The organism is Micromonospora sp. DT44 (assembly GCF_049841635.1).
Taxonomy (GTDB): domain Bacteria; phylum Actinomycetota; class Actinomycetes; order Mycobacteriales; family Micromonosporaceae; genus Micromonospora.
This window is the reverse complement of sequence record NZ_JBNCKS010000015.1, coordinates 21,907-41,337: the sequence shown is the minus strand read 5'-3', so window position 1 is coordinate 41,337 and position 19,431 is coordinate 21,907. Positions and strand designations below refer to the sequence as shown.

The window sequence follows — 19,431 nt, the reverse complement described above, 5'->3', positions numbered from 1 at the left end:
CCAGCATGTCGTGGCCCGGCTCGCTGTCAACCGCAGAGGCGATCCGCCACGCCGATCGGCGTCGATCGAACGGTTGGGTCGACCTGACCGAACGGCATGCGTACGCAGTGGACCGGTCTCGCTACTCTCGGTGTTCCGCAGGCTGGTCTGTCAGCGAGGTCGCCATGAACGTACCCAGTACCCAGTCCCGGATCCGCTCGGTCGCGACGACGCTGGCGGTTGCCCTGACCCTCACCCTGGCAGCCGCCGCCGGGTGTGACAGCCGCAAGGAACCGGACCTGCCGTCCGTGCAGGAGAAGATGCGTGAGTCGCACATCTACGGCCAGTCCAAGCTGCGCATCGGCGTCGCCACCAACGAGCCGCTGATGGGCGACCTCCGTAACGGCCAGCACATCGGCTTCGACGTCGAGATCGGCCGGTACATCGCCGCTTCCCTCGGCTACCAGGGCGAGCAGCAGTTGGAGTTCGTGGCGGTGGCCACCGAGGACCGGATTCCGTACCTGCAGGGCGGCACCGTAGACCTGGTGATGTCCAGTTTCTCGATGACCGAGGAGCGCAAGAAGGTGGTCAGCTTCGCCGGGCCGTACTTCGTCACCACGCAGGAGGTGCTGGTGCCGGTCCGGCTGAAGGACGAGATCCGCACCATCGAGGATCTGCGGAACCCGAAGTACAAGATCTGCACCAGCGGCGGCTCCACCACCGAGACCGAGCTGGAGAAGCGCCAAATCAAGGCGTTGGTGGTGAAGGACGTCTGGGACTGCGTGAGCGGCATCCGCGCCGGTCGGTACGACGCGGTCAGCTCGGACGAGACGATCCTCGCGGGCTTCCTCGCCTCGTACCCGAAGGAGTTCGAGATCGTCGATCTGCCCTTCGGTACGAGTGAGCTGCTGGGCATCGGTGTGCCGATCGGCGACCCGGCGCTGCGTGACCTGGTCGCGTTCTTCCTTCAGAAGAGCTACCTGCAGGGGCGCGACGGGCAGGCCAGCCCGTGGCAGACGGCGTACAACCGGACCCTGGGCCCGTGGCTGCGGGTCGAGAGGAGCCAGCCGCAGCCGCTGGAGGTACCGGAGCTTGTCGACTTCGACGACAAGGCGCCCCCGCGGTGAGCGCGGCGCGGACCGCGACCGGTGACGCGGGCGCCGACGGCCCGGTGCCGACGCCGCGCGCGTCCGTACCGACCGACCACGTGGATCCGGACGCCGACGAGAGGCCGCGCGCCGAACCCATCGGCGACACGGACCGCGTCGCCGACGCCGTGCCGGTGCGGTGGGACCCGGCGGAGCGGCGGGCGCGGGCCAGCCAGTCGTTCTGGACCGCCGTCGTGGGCGTGCCGGCGATCTTCTCGGTGCTCCGGCTCGGGGTGGAGGCGGGCGGCGAGCTACAGACAACCCTGTTGCTGGTCGCCAACGTCGGGACGGTCAACCTGCTCGCGGGTTTCCTCACCACCGCGGCCCGACTGCTCTCCACCGGGCTGGTCGCCGTCTTCGCGCTCGGCGCGGTGCTGGCCGTGAGCGTGGAGCGCCTGCCACCCGGCACCCGACGTCGTCCACTCTTCGCCCGCTGGGCGGACCTCACCCCGGCCTGGTTCGTGCTGGCCAGCTTTCTGCTCGCCCTGCTCACCTGGCCGCTGCTCTACCTGCCGCTGCTGCTGCCGGCGTTCGCGGCCGCGTTCCAGCTCCGGCCGGAGCGGTTGCACGCATGGGTCGTACCCCGGGTCCTGGCGATCGTCGCGCTGTTCGCCGGGTACGGGTGGCTGATGGTGCCCACGCTGCGCGCCGCCGGTGCGGAGGGTGAGCTGCTGGTGCTGGCGCTGCTGATGGTCCCGCCGGTGCTGACGCTGTTCATCGCCGGGCCGCTGCCCGGCGTGGTCATCCGTCCGCTGGCGTCGGTGACCGAGGTGGCGGTGCTGGTCATGCTGGTCTGGGCCGCGCTGCCGGTGATCAGCACACCGGTCCTGCCCCTCACCGTCACCACCGTGGGCGCCGAGAACGGCCCGACCGAGGACGTACGAGGGCACGTGGTGACCACCGACGACGTCAACATGGTGATCCTGCAGGAACGGGGTGGGGTCCGGTACGTGCCCGTCGGCCTCGTGCGGGCGCAGGTGCTCTGCCCGAGCGAGGAGGAGTTGCCCCGGCACCGGCTGCGCATCCACGACTTCCACGTCGAGGACTCGCTGCTGGAAGGGCTGGGCCGCCGCGTCCGCCCGGTGCACCGCATCGACGCCGCCTGCCGCGCCCCCGGGCTGACCGCCGCGCCTCAGTAGGACTTCTCCTGACCCAGGACATGTTGGGCGACGAAGTTGAGGATCATCTCCCGGCTGACCGGGGCTATCCGACCCGCCCGTACCGCGCCCAACAGCGTCGCCACCCCGTACTCGGTGGTCATGCCGGCCCCGCCGAGGGCCTGCACGGCGGTGTCCACGGCGAGCGCCGCGGCCTCGCCGGCCGCGTACTTGGCCATGTTGCCGGCCACCCCGGCCTCCAGGTCACGGCCGGCGTCGTACAGCGTGGCCGCCTTCTGGATCATCAGGCGGGCCAGCTCCACCTGCACGGCCGCGTGCGCCAGCGGATGCGACACGCCCTGGTGGGAGCCGATGCTCCGGCCACCCCAGACCTTGCGGGTGGCGGTGTACTCGCTGGCGCGCTCGATGGCGTACCGGCCGGTGCCGGCACCCATCGCGGCCACCGTGATCCGCTCGGGGTTGAGCCCACTGAACAGGGCCGGCAGCCCGGCGTCGAGGGACTCGCCGACCAGCGCGTCGGCGGGCACCCGCACGTCGTCGAGGTAGAGCAGGAACTGGTTCTCCGGGGACACGATCTCCATGTCCAGCTTGGACCGGGTCAGCCCGGCCGCGTCGGTCGGCACGATGAAGAGCGCGGGCTTGAGCTTTCCGGTGGAGGAGTCCTCCGTCCTCGCGACGACGAGCACATGGCCCGCCTCGTCGACCCCGGAGATGTAGCACTTGCGGCCGTTGAGCAGCCAGTCGTCGCCGTCGCGGCGGGCCGCCGTGCCGAGACGGTGGAAGTTGGATCCGGCCTCCGGCTCGGTGATCGCGAAGACGATCTTCGCCGAGCCGTCGGCGAGACCGGGCAGGTGCCGTTTGCGCTGTTCCTCGGTGCCATGTCGGGCGATCACGGTGGCCGCGATGGCCGGGGACACCACCAACAGCAGCAGCGGGCAGCCGGCCGCCGCCAACTCCTCGCAGACGATGGCCAGTTCGGTGATGCCGCCGCCCCCGCCGCCGTACTCGGTGGGGATGTTGACCCCCAGGTAGCCGAGCCGGCCCGCCTCGGCCCACAGCTCGGTGGTGTGTTCGCCGGCCTTCGCCTTCTCGACGAAGTAGCCGTGCCCGTACCGGCGGCCGAGCGCCCGTACCGCGTCGCGCAACTGGTCCTGTTCGGAAGTGAGGTCGATGGTCATCAGTGGTCCTTTCCGATAACGGCCAGCACGGCGCCCGTCCGTACCTGACCGCCGGCGGGCACCGGCAGTTCGGCGACCACGCCGTCGGTCGGGGCGAGGACGGGATGTTCCAGCTTCATCGCTTCGAGGGTGAGCAGAAGGTCGCCCGCTGCGACGCGCTGGCCGACCTCGACGTGCACCCGGGTCACCGCGCCGGGCAGTGGCGCGAGCAGCGACCCGGCGGCCAGCTCCGCGGTCGGCAGTGGCAGACGCGGCAGCTCGGCCAGGCTCGCCGCCCCGTCCGGGCCGTCCACAAAGACTTCCGACCCCACCCGGTGTACGCGGTACGACCGCCGCACCCCGTCGACGTCGAGGACCACGCGGTCCGGGGTGGCCACGACCAGCTCGACCGTGGACGGGCCGCCGGCTCGCTCATCGGTGTCGCGTTCGACGGACCACTCGGCGAGCCGGCCGGTGCGGTCGAGCCGGTAGTGGACCTCGATCTCGCCGTCCGGACCGGTGAAGCGGTTGACCTGTCCGACGGCCGGCACGTTGCGCCAGCCGGAGGGGAGACCGCCGAGGACCGGCGCGGTCGATCGGCGGTGTGCGGCGCCGGCCAACGCGGCGGCGAGCGCGGTGACCGGGAGCTGGTCGGCGGGGAGCAGTGGCGCGAAGACCTCCGGGTGCCGGTCCAGGAAGCCGGTGTCGATCTCGCCGGCCGCGAACTCCGGGCTGCCCAGCACCCGGACCAGCAGATCCCGGTTGGTGGCGACGCCGTGGATCTCGGCCCGCGCCAGCGCGCCCGCGAGCGCGCGGATGGCCTCGGACCGGGTCGGCGCCACGGCGATCACCTTGGCGAGCAGCGAGTCGTAGTGCACGCCCACCACCGAGCCCGCCACCACGCCGGAGTCGAGTCGCAGGCCCGCCGGCTGGATCCAGCCGAACTCCCGGTCCACGCCCGGCACGTGGAAGCGGTGCAGGGTGCCGGTGGCGGGCCGCCAACCCTTCGCCGGCTCCTCGGCGCAGAGCCGCACCTCGATCGCGTGGCCGCGCGCGGTGGCATGGTGCTGACGCACGGGCAGCGGCTCACCCTCGGCCACCAGCACCTGCATCCGGACCAGGTCCAGCCCGTCCGGAGTGGTCAGTTCGGTGACCGGATGCTCCACCTGGAGTCGGGTGTTCATCTCGAGGAAGTAGACCGCCCCGTCGGGCGTCAACAGGAACTCGACAGTGCCCGCGCCCACGTAGTCGACCGCTCGTCCGGCGGCCTCGGCCGCCTCGTGCAGACGCTCGCGCACCTCGGCTGGCACGAGACCGGGCGCCTCTTCGATGATCTTCTGGTGCCGGCGCTGGATCGAGCACTCCCGGACGCCGAGCACGTGCACGATCCCGTGGGTGTCGCCGAGGATCTGCACCTCGACGTGCCGGCCGCGCTCGACGTACCGCTCGATGAAGACCGTGCCGTCACCGAACGCCGAAGCCGCCTCGCGCCGCGCGGAGGCGACGGCCTCGGCGAGCTCGGCGGCGTCCCGGACGATCCGCATGCCTCGGCCACCGCCACCGGCGGACGCCTTCACCAGCACCGGGAAGTCGGTGGCCTGGTCGGCGCCGGTCCAGCTCGGCAGCATTGGCACGCCCGCCTCGGCGAGCAGCGCCTTCGCCGCCAGCTTGTCACCCATCGCGGCGATGACCTTGGCCGGCGGACCGACCCAGGTCAGGCCCGCATCGGTCACCGCCGCCGCGAACTCCGCGTTCTCGGCGAGGAACCCGTAACCCGGGTGGACGGCGTCCGCGCCGCTGCGCCGCGCCGCGTCCAGGATGAGATCCACCCGCAGGTACGTCTCGGCCGGCGTGGCGCCCGGCAGCCGGACCGCCTGGTCGGCCTCGGCGACGAAGGGCGCGTCGGCGTCCGCGTCCGAGTGCACGGCGACGGTCTGTACGCCCATCGCCCGGCAGGTGGCGAAGACCCGGCGGGCGATCTCGCCCCGGTTGGCCACGAGCAGTCTGGTGATCATTGGTGGCCCTCTCTACATCCGGAAGACGCCGAAGCTGTCGGCGCCCTGCACCGGTCCGTTGTGGATCGCCGATAGGCAGAGCCCGAGGACGGTACGCGTGTCCCGAGGGTCGATGACCCCGTCGTCGTAGAGCCGGCCGGAGAGGAACAGCGCTCCCGACTGCGACTCGATCTGCTGCTCGACCATCATCCGCATCGCCGCGTCGGACTCCTCGTCGTAGGCACGTCCACGGGCGGCGGCCGCCTGCCGGGCCACGATCGACAGCACGCCGGCGAGCTGCGCCGGGCCCATCACCGCCGACTTGGCGTTCGGCCAGGCGAACAGGAACCTCGGCTCGTACGCCCGACCGCACATGCCGTAGTTGCCGGCCCCGTACGAGGCCCCGAGGTTCACCGTGAGGTGCGGCACCGTCGAGTTGGACACGGCATTGATCATCAGCGCGCCGTGCTTGATGATCCCGCGCTGCTCGTACTCGGTGCCGACCATGTAACCGGTGGTGTTCTGTAGGAAGATCAACGGGGTGTCGGAGGCGTTGGCGAGCTGGATGAACTGGGCCGCCTTCTGCGCCTCCGCGCTGAACAGCACCCCCCGCGCGTTGGCCAGCACGCCCACCGGATAACCGTGCAGCTCGCCCCAGCCGGTGACCAGCGAGTCCCCGTACGCCGGCTTGAACTCGTCGAAGTCACTGCCGTCCAGGATGCGGGCCAGCACCTCACGCGGGTCGAACGGCACCTTCAGATCGGAGCTGACGATGCCCAGCAGCTCCTCCGGGTCGTACTTCGGCGGCTGCGGCACCGCCGTACGTGGCGCGGGACCCCGCTTGCGCCAGTTCAGCCGGCGTACGCACTGACGGGCCAGACGGATACCGTCGCGCTCGTCCTCGGCCAGGTAGTCGGCCAACCCGGACGTGCCGGCGTGCATCGCCGAGCCGCCCAGCGACTCGTCGTCGGTGACCTCGCCGGTGGCCATCTTCACCAGCGGCGGCCCGGCCAGGTAGACCTGTGACCGGTCCCGAATCATGATCACGTGATCCGACATCCCCGGCACGTACGCGCCACCGGCCGTCGCGTTGCCGAAGACCACGCTGACCGTGGGGATGCCCGCCGCCGAGAGGCGGGTCAGGTCACGGAACACCCGACCGCCGGGGATGAAGATCTCCGCCTGGGTGGGCAGGTCCGCCCCGGCCGACTCGACCAGGTTGACCATGGGCAGCCGGTTGGCCAGGGCGATCTCACCGGCCCGCCGGGTCTTGGCGAGGGACCACGGATTGACCGCGCCGCCGCGTACGGTCGGGTCGTTGGCGACGATCAGGCACTCCACGCCCTCGACGACCCCGATGCCGGTGACCACGCTGGCCCCGACCGGGAAGTCCGTGCCGTAGGCGGCCACCGGCGACAGTTCGAGGAACGGGCTGTCGGCGTCGACCAGCAACTCGATCCGCTCCCGGGGCAGCAGCTTGCCGCGCGCGTGGTGCCGCGACACGTACTTCTCACCGCCGCCCGCGCGCGCCTGGTCGAGCGCGGCGTCCAGCTCGGCCAGCCGCTCCACCAGGGCCGCCCGGTTCGCCGCATACGCGGGCGCGGACGGGTCGATCGCGCTGTCCAAGACGGTCATAGGCCCATGCCCTTCGCGATGATCTCGTTCATGATCTCGGTGGTGCCGCCGCCGATGCCGAGGATCCGCGCGTCGCGGTAGTGCCGTTCCACCTCGGCGTCGCGCAGGTAGCCGAAGCCACCGTGCAGTTGCAGCGCCTGGTCGACCACGTGGTCGCAGGCGGCCACGGCCACGTTCTTCGCCATCGCCACCTCGGTCACCACCGGCTCGCCCGCAGCTACCCGGGCGGCCACCTCGTGGACGTACGACCGGGCGGCCTCGGCCCGCGTGTGCATCTCGGCCAACCGGTGCCGGACCACCTGCCGGCCGACCAGCGGACGCCCGAAGGTCTGCCGGTCCCGGCACCAGCGCACCGCCAGCTCCACACAGCGTTGCGCGGTCGCGTACGCCTGCGTGGCCAGCGAGAGCCGCTCCGCCGCGAAGTGCTGCATGATCGCCAGGAAGCCGGTGTTCTCCGCGCCGATCCGGTTGGTCACGGGCACCCGTACATCCACGAAGGACAGCTCGGCGGTGTCGGAGCAGTGCCAGCCCAACTTCTCCAACCGGCGTCCCACGGTGAATCCGGGCGAGTCCTTGTCGATCACGAGCAGGGTCAGGTTGCCGCTTCCCGGGAAATCCGTGCACACCGCCGTCGTCACGAAGTCGGCCCGGTGACCGCTGGTGATGTAGGTCTTCGACCCGTTCACCACGTAGTGGTCGCCGTCGCGGCGGGCGGTCGTGCGGATGCCGGCCACGTCCGAACCGCCGTCCGGCTCGGTGATGGCCAGGGCGCCGATCATCGTGCCGGCCAGGGTGGGTCGGACGTACCGCTCGATCAGGCCGTCGTCACCCGGAGACGGGACGCCGGCGAATCGACCGCCAAGCGATCCGCCGGTATGGGCACCGGCGGCGGCGACCATGTGCGGCAGCGCGATGCCGTGCGTGAACAGGGCCGCGACCAGCCCGGACGACCCGCCGGAACGGATCAGCTCCTCGGTCACGATGATCGAGTCGAGTAGGTCGCCGCCGCTGCCGCCGACCGACTCGGGAAAGCCGATGCCGAGCAGGCCCAGCTTCGCGGCCGTGGCGTGCAGGGCCCGGGGGACCTCGCCGGCCCGCTCCCAGTCGTCCAGGTGCGGCAGCACCTCCCGGGTCACGAACGCCCGGGTCAACTCGCGGAGCTGTCGACGCTCCGGCGTGTCCACGATGCTCATCGGGCGACCTCCGCCGGTAGGTCGACGATCCGCGCGCGGAGCAACTCACCGAGCGCCTTGGCCTGTGGATCGAACCGGGTGGACGCGGCGACCCCGGCCCCGAGCAGGCCCTCGATCACGAAGTTCACCGCGCGCAGGTTCGGCAGCTCGTAGCGGCGGACGGCCAGCGGCGCCGTCTCCGGCAGCAGCCCGGCCAGCCGCTCGACGGTCAACCAGGCGCGCAGCCAGGCGTACCCGGCATCGGAGCGCGCCCAGACGCCGAGGTTGGCGTCCCCGCCCTTGTCGCCCGAGCGCGCGCCGACCAGCTCACCGAGCGCTCCGCGCCGGGTCGGGCCGGTGACCGCCGCGTCGCCGGCCGACGCCGCCTCGTCCGGCGCGATCGGGGCCGTGCGGACCGGCGGGGCGATCGCCACCCGCTCGCCGCCGGGCAGGACCGCCACCTGCGCCACCTCGTCCTGCGGCACGGTGTCGGCGGTGAAGACGCCGTACGGGGTGGCGTCGCCCGGCAGGGTGGTCAGCGTGCAACCCGGGTATGAGGCCAGGGCCAGCTCCACGGCGGCGGCCGAGAAGACCCGCCCGGCCCGCGTACGGTCGCTGTCGCGCAGGTGTACGTGCAGCAGGGCGCTGGCCGCCTCGGTGTCGGCGGCGTCGGGGTGATCGGTGCGGGCGAGCGTGAACTCCAGCCCGGCACTGCCGACCGCCTCCGCGATCTGCCCCCGTACCAGGGCCGCCTTCGCCTCGATGTCGAGGCCGCACAGGACGAACGTCATCGAGTTCCGGAAGCCGCCGAGGTTGTTGACGCCCACCTTGAGAGTGGGTGGTGGCGGGGTACCCCGCACGCCGGTCACGCGCACCCGGTCCGGTCCGTCGGGGTGCAGTGTCACCGTGTCCAGCCGGGTGACCACATCCGGCCCCAGGTACGCCGGCCCGCCGACCTCGTACAGAAGCTGGGCGGTGACGGTCTCCACGGTGACCGCGCCACCGGTGTCCGGGTGCTTGGTGAGTACGGCGGAACCGTCGGGGTGCACCTCGGCGATCGGAAAGCCGGGCCGGTGCCCGCCGTCGGGCAGCTCCGTGAAGAAGCTGAAGTTGCCGCCGGTGACCTGTGCGCCGCATTCGAGGAGGTGCCCCGCGACGGTGGCCCCGGCCAGCTCGTCGAGGTCGTCGCGACTCCACCCGTACCGTGTGATGGCCGGGCCCACCACCAGCGACGCGTCGGTGACCCGACCCGTCACGACCACGTCGGCCCCGGCGTCGAGGCAGGCGGCGATCCCGAACGCGCCCAGGTACGCGTTCGCGGTGAGCGCGTCGGCCCGTTGGAGCGCGTCGCCCTCGACGTACCCGACCTTCGCCGCCAGGCCCAGGCGGCCGGCGAGCGCCTCGATGGCGGCGGCCAGGCCGGCCGGGTTCAGCCCGCCGGCGTTGGTCACGATCCGTACCCCCCGGCCGAGGGCCGTGCCGAGGCACGTCTCCGCCTGGCGCAGGAACGTCTTCGCGTAGCCGAGGTCGGGGTCGCGCAGCCGGTCCCGACCGAGGATCAGCATGGTCAACTCGGCCAGGTAGTCGCCGGTCAGCACGTCCAGCTCGCCGCCGTCGAGCATCTCCCGCCAGGCGGTGAACCGGTCACCGTAGAAGCCGCAGGCGTTGCCGATACGGATCACGGGCGTACCCCGTCTCCGCTGGCTGGCACCCGGCCGTCGCCCGGCGGTCCGGCGAAGGCCTGGGCCACGTCGAGCCACTCGTCGGCGACCGGGCCGGTGGGCCGCAGGGCGAGATCCGCCCGGTGCCGGCGCTGGGTGACCAGGAGACAGAAGTCCCGGGCCGGACCGCTCACCCGGTCGGCGGCGTCCGCCGGCCCCCAGACCCAGGTGTCGCCGCCGGGCGCGGCCAGCTCGACCCGGACCGGCGACGCTGGTACGGCACGACCGTGGGCGGCGAAGCCGTGCCCGAGGGTACGCACACCGAGGTGCGCCACGTGGCGGAGGCGGTCGGTGGCCGGACGGACGACACCGAGGGCGTCGGCGACGTCCTCACCGTGCGCCCACGTCTCCATCATCCGGGCGGTCGCCATCGAGCTGGCCGACATCCGGGTGCCGTACCAGGGCAGTTTCTCACCGGCCGGAACGGCGGCCAGTGCGTCGACGAGCGCGGCCCGGCCGGCCCGCCAGCGGGCCAGCAGGTCGGCGGGTGGTGCCAGGAACTCGTCGACCCCGGCGTCCACCAGCCTGGTCACGTCCGGCGCTCCGGTCACCGTCGCGTAGAACGCCTCGGCGTCGGTGGCGGCCAGCAGCGCCATGTGGTCGGTCCAGGCCAGGTGGGCGATCTGGTGCGCGATGGTCCAGCCCGCCGCCGGGGTCGGGTGGGCCCAGTCGGCCACGGACAGCGGCGCGACCAGCGCGTCCAGGTCGGCGCACTCGTCGGTCAGATCCGCGAGCAGGTCACTGAGGTCGACCATGGTGCCTCCGGTCGGTGCGGGCCCCGACGGCCGGGGTCAGGGCGTGAGCAGGGTGGCGAGCTGACGTTTCCAGGTGACGAGCAGGGCGGTACGGCGGGCCGAGTCGTCGCTGAGCAGGTTGGCCACTCCGAGCCCGCGCATCAGGTCGAGGGTGGCCTGCACCGCCTCGCGGACGCCAGGTCGGCGCTCGTCGACCCCGAGCAGCGCGACGGTGAGTCGGTGCATCTCCCGGCCGACCGTCGCCTCCAGCGGCACGAGGGCGTCGCGAAGCTCGCGGTCGGTGCGGGCCGCCACCCACAGTTCGAGCGCGGCGACGAAGAGCGGCCCGGTGAAGGCCACCCCGAGCAGATCGATCACCCGGTCCAGCCGCTGCGGGCCGGCCGGCAACGCCTCGGCCTCGGTGCGCAGCTCGTCGGCGCGGCGTTCGGCCAAGTGCGCCACGGCGGCCGTGACCAGCGCGGCCTTCGTGGGGTAGTGGTGCAACTGGGCACCCCGCGAGACGCCGGCCCGGGCGGCCACGACGGTGGTCGTGGTGCCGGACCAGCCGTGCTCGATGAGGCAGTCGACAGTGGCCTCCAGCAGGCGGGTCCGGGTGGCGCGACTGCGCTCCTGCTGGGGAGCGCGCGTCGATGCGGCGGGGGTCGATGCGGGAGGCACGCGAACAGCCTGTGGCCTCAGAAACAAACAGTCAAGACTGACTTTTTGTGAAGGTCGTGCGTCGTGCGGGCAGGCTGCACGCGGTGCGGGGTCGGCACCTGGTGCGCACTCGCTTTGGAGCTGATGTCACAAACGAATCGCTCGGGCGTTGCCGGCGGCGGACCTGCTATCGCTCGCGCTGATGTCGTTGACGATTCAGCTCCAAAGGCGCCCGGACCCTGCACCCCCGAGGGCCCCCACTCGCGTTGATCATGAAGTTATTGTCCCGACACGCCGTGCAGCAGGGCAATAACTTCATGATCAACGGGGGTCCAACGGGGTTCGTTGAGGGACGGCCCCCCGGCGCCGGCTCGGGTCAGCGGCCGTCGTGGGGGCCGAAGACGGCGAGCGCGTCGGCGTCGCTGTGTTGGGAGCGCAGGTACTCGTCGGCCCACGCGGCGGCGTCCGGATAGCCCGACTCCGTCGCCACGCGGGCGCAGGCCGCGTCCACGTCGAAGGCGGTACAGCGGAGCTGGACGCCCGGCCCGAGCAGGGCCCACCACGCGCCCGCGCCCCCGTACGGCATGCCGACGCTGCCCGGGTTGACGACCAGCCGTCGGTCGACCAGCCGGGTGAAGGGCATGTGGGTGTGACCGCAGACGACCGTGGAGACCTCGGCCGGCAGGCCGGCGAACACCTCCGCCCAGCGCGCCATCCGGGAGTCGACGAGCACCATCTCCTCGTCGTCGCGGGGCGTCGCGTGGCAGAACAGCGTCGTGCCCAGGCCGTCGATCTCCAGCGTCACGGTCGCGGGCAGCGCGGCCAGCCGGTCTACCTGATCGTCCCGAAGCTGGCCGGCGGCCCAGTTCGACACCTCGATCGAGGCGGGGCGGCCCGCACGCGCCTCGACCAGCTCACGTTCGCAGTTGCCGCCCACCCAGCAGGCCCGGTCACCGAGCCCGGCGAGCACGTCCAGCACCTCGACCGGCTGCGGACCGGCCGCGATGTCGCCGGTCAGCACGATGAGGTCGGCGGCGGCGACGTCCGGCTCGGCCAGCACCGCCTCCAGCGCGGGCAGCACACCATGGATGTCGGAGAGCACGGCAACCCGGTTCAGCATGGCCCTACACTTCACCCCGCCAGCCGTCCCGAACCAGCGATTCTGCGCCGGGCAGACAAGCGGGCGGACAAACGGGCAGACAAAGACGTCCCCGCCTTGCCGTCGGCGACGGAAGGCGGGGACGTACCGATGTCTCAGACGCGGGCGCGGCGGGCCAGACGCTCCGGGTCCAGGATGATGATGCTCTTGCCGTCCAGCCGCAGCCAGCCGCGCGAGGCGAAGTCGGCCAGCGCCTTGTTGACCGTCTCCCGGGAGGCGCCGACGAGCTGGGCGATCTCCTCCTGGGTGAGGTCGTGGGTCACGCGCAGGACGCCGCCGTCGCGGGTGCCGAAGCGGCCGGCCATCTGGAGCAGGTTCTTCGCCACCCGGCCCGGCACGTCCGTGAAGATCAGGTCGGCGAGCGAGTCGTTGGTCCGGCGCAGCCGCCGCGCGAGTACGCGGAGCAGCTGCTCGGCGATCTCCGGGCGGTTGTTGAGCCACGGCCGCAGTGCCTGCTTGCGCAGCCGTACCAGCCGGGTGTCGGTCACCGCGGTGGCGGTCGCCGTACGCGGACCCGGGTCGAAGAGCGACAGCTCGCCGACCATGTCCGACGGGCCCATCACCGCGATCAGGTTCTGCCGGCCGTCCGCCGCCCGGCGGCCGACCTTGATCTTCCCGGACAGCAGGATGTAGAGGCTGTCACCGGGCTCGCCCTCATTGAAGACGATCTCGCCCTTGCGGACCTCGATCGTCTCCATCTCCTTGGCGAGCGCCTCGGCAGCTTCCGGGTCGACACCCTGGAAGATCCCGCTGCGGGCCAGTACCTCGTCCATTGCGCACCTCCGGTTGCGCGTGCCGTCCGTCGGCCGGGGCCGCCGTCCGCTGATCCCCTCGCGCGCCGCCAAGTCTAGGCGCACGTGAGCACGAATCAGAGGTCGCCCCTGGAATCTTGATCGGTGGGCGTAACCTGCCCGACGTGCTGAGGGACCCGATTCTGGCCAGCCGCGTCGAGGGCGGGCGAAACGTACCGCTGCTCGTCTGGCGGGCCGACGGGCCCCTGCGGGCGGTCAGCAGCGGCCCGCTCGGTGGTGGCGTCGGCGTCCGGCGGTGGGTGCTGAACGCGACCGTGCCCATGTCGTACGACCGGGAAGACCCCGCCGCCCACCTGGCCGCACTCGCCGCGGACCTGGCCCTGGACGGGCCCGGGGTGGGTTTGCTGACCGGCGTCGACGTGACCGAGGTGGTGACCCGGACGGACACCGGGGTGCGGGCGTGGGCGACCGTCGGGCTCGGCACGCCGGTGCCCGCCGCCGCGCCGGCCGCGGGAGCGCTCACCCAACGGGTGGGCACGGTCAACATCGTGGTGTACGTGCCGGCCCGGCTCGCCGACTCGGCGCTCGTCAACGCCGTCGCCACCGCCACCGAGGCGAAGACCCAGGCGATCGGGGAGCTGGGACTGCCCGGGACGGGCACCCCCACCGACGCGGTCACCGTGCTCTGCCCGGTGGACGGGCCGGAGGCCGCGTACGGGGGGCCACGCTCGACATGGGGCGCCCCGTTGGCCCGAGCCGTCCACGCCGCCGTGCGCGCGGGCGGCGAGCGGCCGGTCGTGCCCTGGTCAGACCGGCTGACCGGCTGAACTTCCGACCGATCGGCCCTCGTCGGCGCGTTCCGAGGTCGGTAGGGTCGCGGGCGATGTACGCTACCGCCCCTTCCGTGTCCCGCCCGTTACGCCGCGTCACCGTCGGCCTCGCGGCGCTGCTGGCCGCCCTGCTCGTCGCCGGCTGCGCCGACAGCGGAGACGCCCCGGTGTGGCAGCCCGGCGCCGGTGGCGGTGGCACGGGCGCGCCGCTGAGCACGGCCGGCCCCAAGGCCAGTGGCGGCGCGACGGCCTCCAGCGGGGGCGGCGCCATCTTGCTCTCCGCGACCGGCGACATCATCATGGGCAACGCCCCCGGTCGGCTGCCCGCCGCCGGTGGAAAGGGATTCTTCGACTCGGTCACCGGGGCGCTCAAGGCCGACCTGGTCATGGGCAACCTGGAGGAGCCGCTGACGGTGGACACCGGCACCGGCAAGTGCGGGGCCAACTCCACCCGCTGCTTCCAGTTCCGTGCGCCGCCCGAGTACGCGGCGCACCTGCGTGACGCCGGGTTCCGGGTGCTCAACCAGGCCAACAACCACGGTTACGACTACGGGCCGAAGGGCTACCAGAACACGCAGCAGGCGCTGGAGAAGTACGACCTGGAACACACCGGCGCGCCGGACGAGATCACCGTGGTCGACGTCAAGGGCGTCAAGGTCGCCGTGGCCGGCTTCTCCTCGTACGTGTGGTCCAACAGCCTGGTCGACATCGCCAAGGCCAAGACGGTGGTCGCTAAGGCGGCCACCATGGCCGATCTCGTCGTGGTGCAGGTGCACATGGGCGGCGAGGGAGCGGACAAGACCCGGGTGAAGCCGGGCACCGAGCTGTTCCTGGGCGAGAACCGGGGCGATCCCGTCAAGTTCTCCCACGCCATGATCGACGCGGGCGCGGACCTGATCGTCGGGCACGGGCCGCACGTCCTGCGGGGCATGGAGTTCTACAAGGGGCGGCTGATCGCGTACAGCCTGGGCAACTTCGCCGGGGGCGGCAACTCGCTGAGCAACGCCGGCCGGCTGGGCTGGGGAGGTGTGCTGAAGGTGTCGCTCAAACCCGACGGGAGCTGGAGCGGCGGCTCGTTCACCTCGACGTACATGAACTCGGCCGGCAAGCCGACGATGGACCCGGACGACCGGGGCCTGGGGCTCGTCACCGAACTGAGCCGCACCGACTTCCCCAGGAGCGGGGCCCGGCTCGACGGGCAGGGCAGGATCACCGCGCCGACCGGCGGTTGACCCGGGAGGAACGTCCGGGGTGCGACGTAGGCTGACCGTCGTGACCAGTAGCCCTCCCGGCGCCAGCGAGACCGACCTCGGGCGCACCCGTCGCGCCCGCAAGATCGGCCGGGTGCTGACCGAGACGCACCCCGACGCGCACTGCGAGCTGGACCACTCCAACGCGCTGGAGCTGTCCGTCGCCACCATCCTGTCCGCCCAGTGCACCGACAAGAAGGTCAACGAGGTCACCCCGAAGCTCTTCGCCCGCTACCCGGACGCCGCCGCGTACGCCGGTGCCGACCGGGGCGAGATGGAGGAGCTGATCCGGCCCACCGGGTTCTACCGCAACAAGACGGACTCGCTGCTCAAGCTCGGGCAGGCCCTCGTCGACAGGTACGACGGCCAGGTTCCCGGCCGGCTCGCCGACCTGGTGACGCTCCCCGGGATCGGCCGCAAGACCGCCAACGTCATCCTCGGCAACGCCTTCGACGTGCCCGGTATCACCGTCGACACGCACTTCCAGCGGCTGGTGCACCGGTGGCGGCTGACCACCGAGACCGACCCGGTCAAGATCGAGCACGCGATCGGCGCGCTGTACCCCAAGCGCGACCGGACGATGCTGTCGCACCGGATCATCTTCCACGGGCGGCGGGTCTGCCACGCCCGCAAACCGGCCTGCGGGGCGTGCACGCTCGCGAAGCTCTGCCCCTCGTACGGCACCGGACCGACCGAGCCGGCCGCCGCCGCCAAGCTGCTCAAGGGCCCCCGGGCGCGTGACCTGGCCGTGGCGGCCGGGGTCGACCCGGATCTGGTGCCGCCGCAGGCGGTCGCCGCGGAGGTGCCGTGAACCGCCTGCTCACGGGTGCGGCCACCCGGCGGCTCGCCCTGCTCGCCGTGCCGCTCGCGCTGTTCGTCGGCGGTTGCACCGTCAGCCCGGCCGACGACCCCAAACCCAAGTCGGCCGCCGCCGCCGAACGACCGTCGCCCTTCCGGGACTGCGGCACGTTGAATGCGCCGCCGACACCCAGCCCCGGGGCTGTCTCCACCCCGCCGGCCGCGACCACTGCGGCTGCGGACGGGCCGGAGTTGCCGGCGTTGACCCTGGCCTGCTTCACCGGCGGTGCGCCGGTGGCGCTGCGGGACGTGGCCGGGCCAGCCGTGATCAACGTGTGGGCCTCCTGGTGCGGGCCGTGCCGCAAGGAACTGCCGGCCTTCCAGCGGCTCAGCGAGCGGACCACCGGTCGGCTCCAGGTGGTCGGTGTCAACACCCGCGACAGCCGGAGCGGCGCCCAGTCCATCGGCGAGGACTTCGGCGTACGGTTTCCGATCCTCGTCGACCAGGGTGACGCGCTGCAACGGGAACTGAGGCGCAACGCCTTCCCGTTGACCCTCTTCGTCGACGCGGGGGGTCGGATCCGGCACATCGACGCCACCGGAGCCCTCGACGACGCCTCGCTCACCACGCTGGTACGCCAGCACCTGGGCGTGGCGGCGTGACCCGTCGACCGCCCGGCTGGATCGACCCGCTGCTGAGCCGACTGGGCACGGCCCGCGTCGAGGACTTCACCCGCCTCACCACCCCCGCCGAGGGTGGCCGGGAGAGCGCCGTGCTGGTGTTGCTCGGTGAGCAGCCCGACACCGGACCGGACGTGCTGATCCTGCAACGGGCCGCCACCCTGCGTAACCATGCCGGCCAGCCGGCCTTTCCCGGCGGGGCGGCCGACCCGGAGGACGCCGACGCCCGGGCCACCGCGCTCCGCGAGGCCAACGAGGAGGTCGGTCTCGACCCGGCCAGCGTGACCGTGCTGGCCGAGCTGCCGAAGCTGTGGATTCCGGTCAGCGACTTCCTGGTCACCCCGGTGCTGGCCTGGTGGCACGACCCGCATCCGGTGCACCCCCGGGAGCCCGCCGAGGTGGCCCACGTGGCACGACTGCCGATCCGCGAACTGGTCGACCCGGCCAACCGGCTGCGGGTCCGCCATCCCAGCGGCTGGGTGGGGCCGGCCTTCTCGTCGCGCGGCATGCTCGTCTGGGGCTTCACCGCCGGGGTGTTGGCGGCCCTGCTCGAGATGGGCGGTTGGGCCCGCCCGTGGTCGCCCGGACGGCTCGTCGACCTGCCGCCCACGGGCGCCACTCCCGCGCCGTCGGCCGGCACCGACGAGGCCGACGAGGCCGACGAGGCCGCCCTGCGCTGACCACCCGGTCACCTTCCGCAAGCGACGGTCATCAGGTGGGCGCGGTGCCCGTACGCTGAACCCCGTGTCCGTCGTGGATCTCGTCCTCCTGCTGCTCATGCTCGTGTTCGCGATCAGCGGATACCGTCAGGGTTTTGTCATCGGCATCACCTCGCTGTCCGGCTTCTTCCTGGGTCTCCTGCTCGGCCTGCAACTAGGGCCGCTGTTCGCCCGGCAGTTCGTCGACGCCGGCACCCGGGTGCTGATCTCCCTGGTCGCGATCTTCGGATTGGCGGTGATCGGGCAGGCGCTCGCCGGCTGGCTCGGCTCGCACCTGCGCAAGACGATCACCAGCGACGTGGGCCGGCGGGCCGACGACGTCGGTGGGGCCTTCGTCTCCCTGTTCGCGGTGCTCCTGCTGGCCTGGCTGGTCGCCGTACCGCTCGGATCGTCGTCGGTGCCCTGGCTCGCCGCCTCGGTACGAAACAGCGCGTTGATCAGCGTGGTGAACGGGATCCTGCCGGAGGAGGCACACCGGCTCTCGACCGCATTGGAGGAAACCGTCGACACCGACGGTTTCCCGGACGTCTTCGGTGGTCTCGCGCCCACCCGGGCCCGGCAGGTCGAGCCGCCCGACCCGGCGCTGGCGGGCTCCCAGGTGGTGGTCAACGGTCAGCGTTCGGTGGTCAAGGTGCTCGGCTCCGCGCCGAGCTGCTCGCGTCGGATCGAGGGCTCCGGCTTCGTGTACGCCGACGACCGGGTCATGACCAACGCCCACGTGGTCGCCGGCACCCGATCGGTGGCCGTGGAGCTGGGCGGCGAGCGGTACGACGGTCAGGTGGTGGTGTACGACCCCAACCGGGACCTGGCGGTGCTGCTGGTGCCGGGGCTTCCCGGCCCGTCGCTGCGGTTCGCCGCCGGCAACGCGGGTAGCGGCTCGGACGCCATCGTGCTCGGCTTCCCGCTCGACGGGCCGTACAACGCGCAGTCGGCCCGGGTCCGTGACGTCCACTGGATCAAGGGACCGGACATCTACTCCTCCGGTCACGTCACCCGGGAGATCTACACGATTCGGGCCCTGGTGCGCAGCGGCAACTCGGGCGGCCCGCTGCTGTCGGCCAACGGCCTGGTGCTCGGTGTCATCTTCGCGGCGGCGACCGACGACCCCAACACCGGCTTCGCGGTGACCGCCGCCGAGGCCCGCCCGGTGGCGTTGGCCGGTGCCGAGCGCAACCGGGCCGTCGCCACCGGCGAGTGCACCTGAGCGCCGTACCGGATCAGGTCCGGGCGGTGGCGGTGACCGGCAGCTTCGCGCGCCGCCAGTGCAGTCCCCGGTCCAGGACCGCCCGGGCCATGATCGCGACGCAGGCGCCGCCGTTGAGGAAGGACGCCGTCACGTCGCTCGGGTGGTGCATCCCCCGGTACATGCGGGTCAGCGCCACACCCACCGGCACCATCAGCAGCAGCGTCCACCAGGCGACCTTCGCGCCGGTGCTGCGCGCCCGCAGGGCCATCAGCACCGCGATGCCGACGTAGAGGGCGACCGCCGCCGAGGTGTGCCCGGACGGGAAGCTCGACGTGGGCGGTGAGACGTCCATGTGCTCCACCGCGGGCCGCTGCCGGTCGATCACCATCGTGGTCAGCAGGAACACCAGCGCCTGGGCGGTCACGGCCGCGCACAGGAACAGGGGCTCCCGCCAGCGCTTCAGCCAGAGCCGCAGCGCCAGCGCCACCAGCACGGTGACCACCACGATCATCTGAGTGCTGGCGAGGGTGCTGAACACCAGCGACACGTTGTTCCAGCCGCCGGTGCGGTCACCGGCCAACTCCCGGTTGACCGCGTCCTCGACGGTGAACGGCCAGGTTCGGTTCAACACCCGGGTGACCAGCACCCCGAGCAGCACCATGACGCCGAACAGGAGGGACACCGGCAGCAGCACCCGCCGGACGATCTGGACCACGGTGTCGGACATGAGCCGGCCAATAC

The 19,431-nt window shown here is 72.2% G+C and carries 18 protein-coding genes; 8 read left to right on the top strand and 10 right to left on the bottom strand.

Annotation, left to right across the window (positions count from 1 at the left end; all coding sequences use genetic code 11):
- The first annotated feature begins 164 nt into the window (after positions 1-164).
- Both ACLQ25_RS11260 and ACLQ25_RS11255 read left to right on the top strand, forming a co-directional pair.
- A complete protein-coding gene (locus ACLQ25_RS11260) occupies positions 165-1,106 on the top strand; it encodes a transporter substrate-binding domain-containing protein (protein WP_425730824.1) in 942 nt (313 codons plus the stop codon).
- Positions 1,103-2,266: a hypothetical protein gene (locus ACLQ25_RS11255; RefSeq protein ID WP_425730823.1), complete on the top strand. Its 1,164-nt coding sequence runs from the start codon at positions 1,103-1,105 to the stop codon at positions 2,264-2,266. Before ACLQ25_RS11260 ends, ACLQ25_RS11255 begins: the two co-directional genes overlap by 4 nt.
- Here ACLQ25_RS11255 and ACLQ25_RS11250 read toward each other — a convergent pair.
- From ACLQ25_RS11250 to ACLQ25_RS11210, 9 genes are all read right to left on the bottom strand, one after another.
- The gene (locus ACLQ25_RS11250; RefSeq protein ID WP_425730822.1) at positions 2,260-3,423 is read right to left on the bottom strand and encodes an acyl-CoA dehydrogenase family protein; all 1,164 of its coding nucleotides are present in this window, start codon (positions 3,421-3,423) and stop codon (positions 2,260-2,262) included. The genes ACLQ25_RS11255 and ACLQ25_RS11250 overlap by 7 nt on opposite strands.
- Entirely contained in the window at positions 3,423-5,417 is a 1,995-nt protein-coding gene (locus ACLQ25_RS11245) for a biotin carboxylase N-terminal domain-containing protein (protein ID WP_425730821.1), read from the bottom strand. The genes ACLQ25_RS11250 and ACLQ25_RS11245 overlap by 1 nt, the downstream gene beginning before the upstream one ends.
- Before the next feature lie 12 nt (positions 5,418-5,429).
- Positions 5,430-7,031 (bottom strand): acyl-CoA carboxylase subunit beta, encoded by a 1,602-nt coding sequence (locus tag ACLQ25_RS11240; protein WP_425730820.1) that lies wholly within the window; start codon positions 7,029-7,031, stop codon positions 5,430-5,432.
- Positions 7,028-8,224 carry an acyl-CoA dehydrogenase family protein gene (locus ACLQ25_RS11235; protein ID WP_425730819.1) on the bottom strand — a complete coding sequence of 399 codons (1,197 nt, stop codon included), beginning with the start codon at positions 8,222-8,224 and terminating at the stop codon, positions 7,028-7,030. Before ACLQ25_RS11235 ends, ACLQ25_RS11240 begins: the two co-directional genes overlap by 4 nt.
- Positions 8,221-9,825: an acyclic terpene utilization AtuA family protein gene (locus ACLQ25_RS11230; RefSeq protein ID WP_425730884.1), complete on the bottom strand. Its 1,605-nt coding sequence runs from the start codon at positions 9,823-9,825 to the stop codon at positions 8,221-8,223. The genes ACLQ25_RS11235 and ACLQ25_RS11230 overlap by 4 nt, the downstream gene beginning before the upstream one ends.
- A gap of 56 nt (positions 9,826-9,881) precedes the next feature.
- Positions 9,882-10,679, bottom strand: a complete 798-nt coding sequence (locus ACLQ25_RS11225) for a TIGR03084 family metal-binding protein (protein WP_425730818.1) — start codon at positions 10,677-10,679, stop codon at positions 9,882-9,884.
- A 36-nt stretch (positions 10,680-10,715) separates the two neighbouring features.
- The gene (locus ACLQ25_RS11220) at positions 10,716-11,336 is read right to left on the bottom strand and encodes a TetR/AcrR family transcriptional regulator (protein WP_425730817.1); all 621 of its coding nucleotides are present in this window, start codon (positions 11,334-11,336) and stop codon (positions 10,716-10,718) included.
- A gap of 355 nt (positions 11,337-11,691) precedes the next feature.
- A complete protein-coding gene (locus ACLQ25_RS11215; protein WP_425730816.1) occupies positions 11,692-12,435 on the bottom strand; it encodes a metallophosphoesterase family protein in 744 nt (247 codons plus the stop codon).
- 134 nt (positions 12,436-12,569) lie between these two features.
- Positions 12,570-13,247 carry a Crp/Fnr family transcriptional regulator gene (locus tag ACLQ25_RS11210; protein ID WP_007466162.1) on the bottom strand — a complete coding sequence of 226 codons (678 nt, stop codon included), beginning with the start codon at positions 13,245-13,247 and terminating at the stop codon, positions 12,570-12,572.
- 143 nt (positions 13,248-13,390) lie between these two features.
- On the opposite strand from ACLQ25_RS11210, the gene ACLQ25_RS11205 reads away from it, so the two are divergent.
- The 6 genes from ACLQ25_RS11205 (at position 13,391) to ACLQ25_RS11180 (ending at position 18,708) form a co-directional block, all read left to right on the top strand.
- The gene (locus ACLQ25_RS11205; RefSeq protein ID WP_425730815.1) at positions 13,391-14,053 is read left to right on the top strand and encodes an adenosylcobinamide amidohydrolase; all 663 of its coding nucleotides are present in this window, start codon (positions 13,391-13,393) and stop codon (positions 14,051-14,053) included.
- A 56-nt stretch (positions 14,054-14,109) separates the two neighbouring features.
- Positions 14,110-15,288: a CapA family protein gene (locus tag ACLQ25_RS11200; RefSeq protein ID WP_425730814.1), complete on the top strand. Its 1,179-nt coding sequence runs from the start codon at positions 14,110-14,112 to the stop codon at positions 15,286-15,288.
- Positions 15,289-15,328: 40 nt separating this feature from the next.
- Positions 15,329-16,117, top strand: a complete 789-nt coding sequence (gene nth, locus ACLQ25_RS11195) for an endonuclease III (protein ID WP_425730813.1) — start codon at positions 15,329-15,331, stop codon at positions 16,115-16,117.
- Between the two features lie 5 nt (positions 16,118-16,122).
- On the top strand, positions 16,123-16,767 hold the full coding sequence (locus tag ACLQ25_RS11190) for a TlpA family protein disulfide reductase (protein WP_425730883.1): 645 nt from the start codon (positions 16,123-16,125) through the stop codon (positions 16,765-16,767).
- Entirely contained in the window at positions 16,764-17,465 is a 702-nt protein-coding gene (locus tag ACLQ25_RS11185) for an NUDIX hydrolase (protein ID WP_425730812.1), read from the top strand. The genes ACLQ25_RS11190 and ACLQ25_RS11185 overlap by 4 nt, the downstream gene beginning before the upstream one ends.
- A gap of 64 nt (positions 17,466-17,529) precedes the next feature.
- Positions 17,530-18,708, top strand: coding sequence for a MarP family serine protease (locus ACLQ25_RS11180; RefSeq protein ID WP_425730811.1), 1,179 nt, complete (start codon positions 17,530-17,532; stop codon positions 18,706-18,708).
- Between the two features lie 13 nt (positions 18,709-18,721).
- Here the strand turns inward: ACLQ25_RS11180 and ACLQ25_RS11175 are convergent, their stop codons facing one another.
- On the bottom strand, positions 18,722-19,417 hold the full coding sequence (locus ACLQ25_RS11175) for a phosphatase PAP2 family protein (protein ID WP_425730810.1): 696 nt from the start codon (positions 19,415-19,417) through the stop codon (positions 18,722-18,724).
- Between the last annotated feature and the right edge of the window lie 14 nt (positions 19,418-19,431).

What these genes read in the sequence shown, in the direction of transcription:
- ACLQ25_RS11260 (WP_425730824.1), top strand. Translation starts at nt 165, where the DNA reads ATGAACGTACCCAGTACCCAGTCCCGGATCCGCTCGGTCGCGACGACG.
- ACLQ25_RS11250 (WP_425730822.1), bottom strand. Translation starts at nt 3,423, where the DNA reads ATGACCATCGACCTCACTTCCGAACAGGACCAGTTGCGCGACGCGGTA.
- ACLQ25_RS11245 (WP_425730821.1), bottom strand. Translation starts at nt 5,417, where the DNA reads ATGATCACCAGACTGCTCGTGGCCAACCGGGGCGAGATCGCCCGCCGG.
- ACLQ25_RS11240 (WP_425730820.1), bottom strand. Translation starts at nt 7,031, where the DNA reads ATGACCGTCTTGGACAGCGCGATCGACCCGTCCGCGCCCGCGTATGCG.
- ACLQ25_RS11235 (WP_425730819.1), bottom strand. Translation starts at nt 8,224, where the DNA reads ATGAGCATCGTGGACACGCCGGAGCGTCGACAGCTCCGCGAGTTGACC.
- ACLQ25_RS11230 (WP_425730884.1), bottom strand. Translation starts at nt 9,825, where the DNA reads ATGCTCGACGGCGGCGAGCTGGACGTGCTGACCGGCGACTACCTGGCC.
- ACLQ25_RS11225 (WP_425730818.1), bottom strand. Translation starts at nt 10,679, where the DNA reads ATGGTCGACCTCAGTGACCTGCTCGCGGATCTGACCGACGAGTGCGCC.
- ACLQ25_RS11215 (WP_425730816.1), bottom strand. Translation starts at nt 12,435, where the DNA reads ATGCTGAACCGGGTTGCCGTGCTCTCCGACATCCATGGTGTGCTGCCC.
- ACLQ25_RS11210 (WP_007466162.1), bottom strand. Translation starts at nt 13,247, where the DNA reads ATGGACGAGGTACTGGCCCGCAGCGGGATCTTCCAGGGTGTCGACCCG.
- ACLQ25_RS11200 (WP_425730814.1), top strand. Translation starts at nt 14,110, where the DNA reads ATGTACGCTACCGCCCCTTCCGTGTCCCGCCCGTTACGCCGCGTCACC.
- ACLQ25_RS11175 (WP_425730810.1), bottom strand. Translation starts at nt 19,417, where the DNA reads ATGTCCGACACCGTGGTCCAGATCGTCCGGCGGGTGCTGCTGCCGGTG.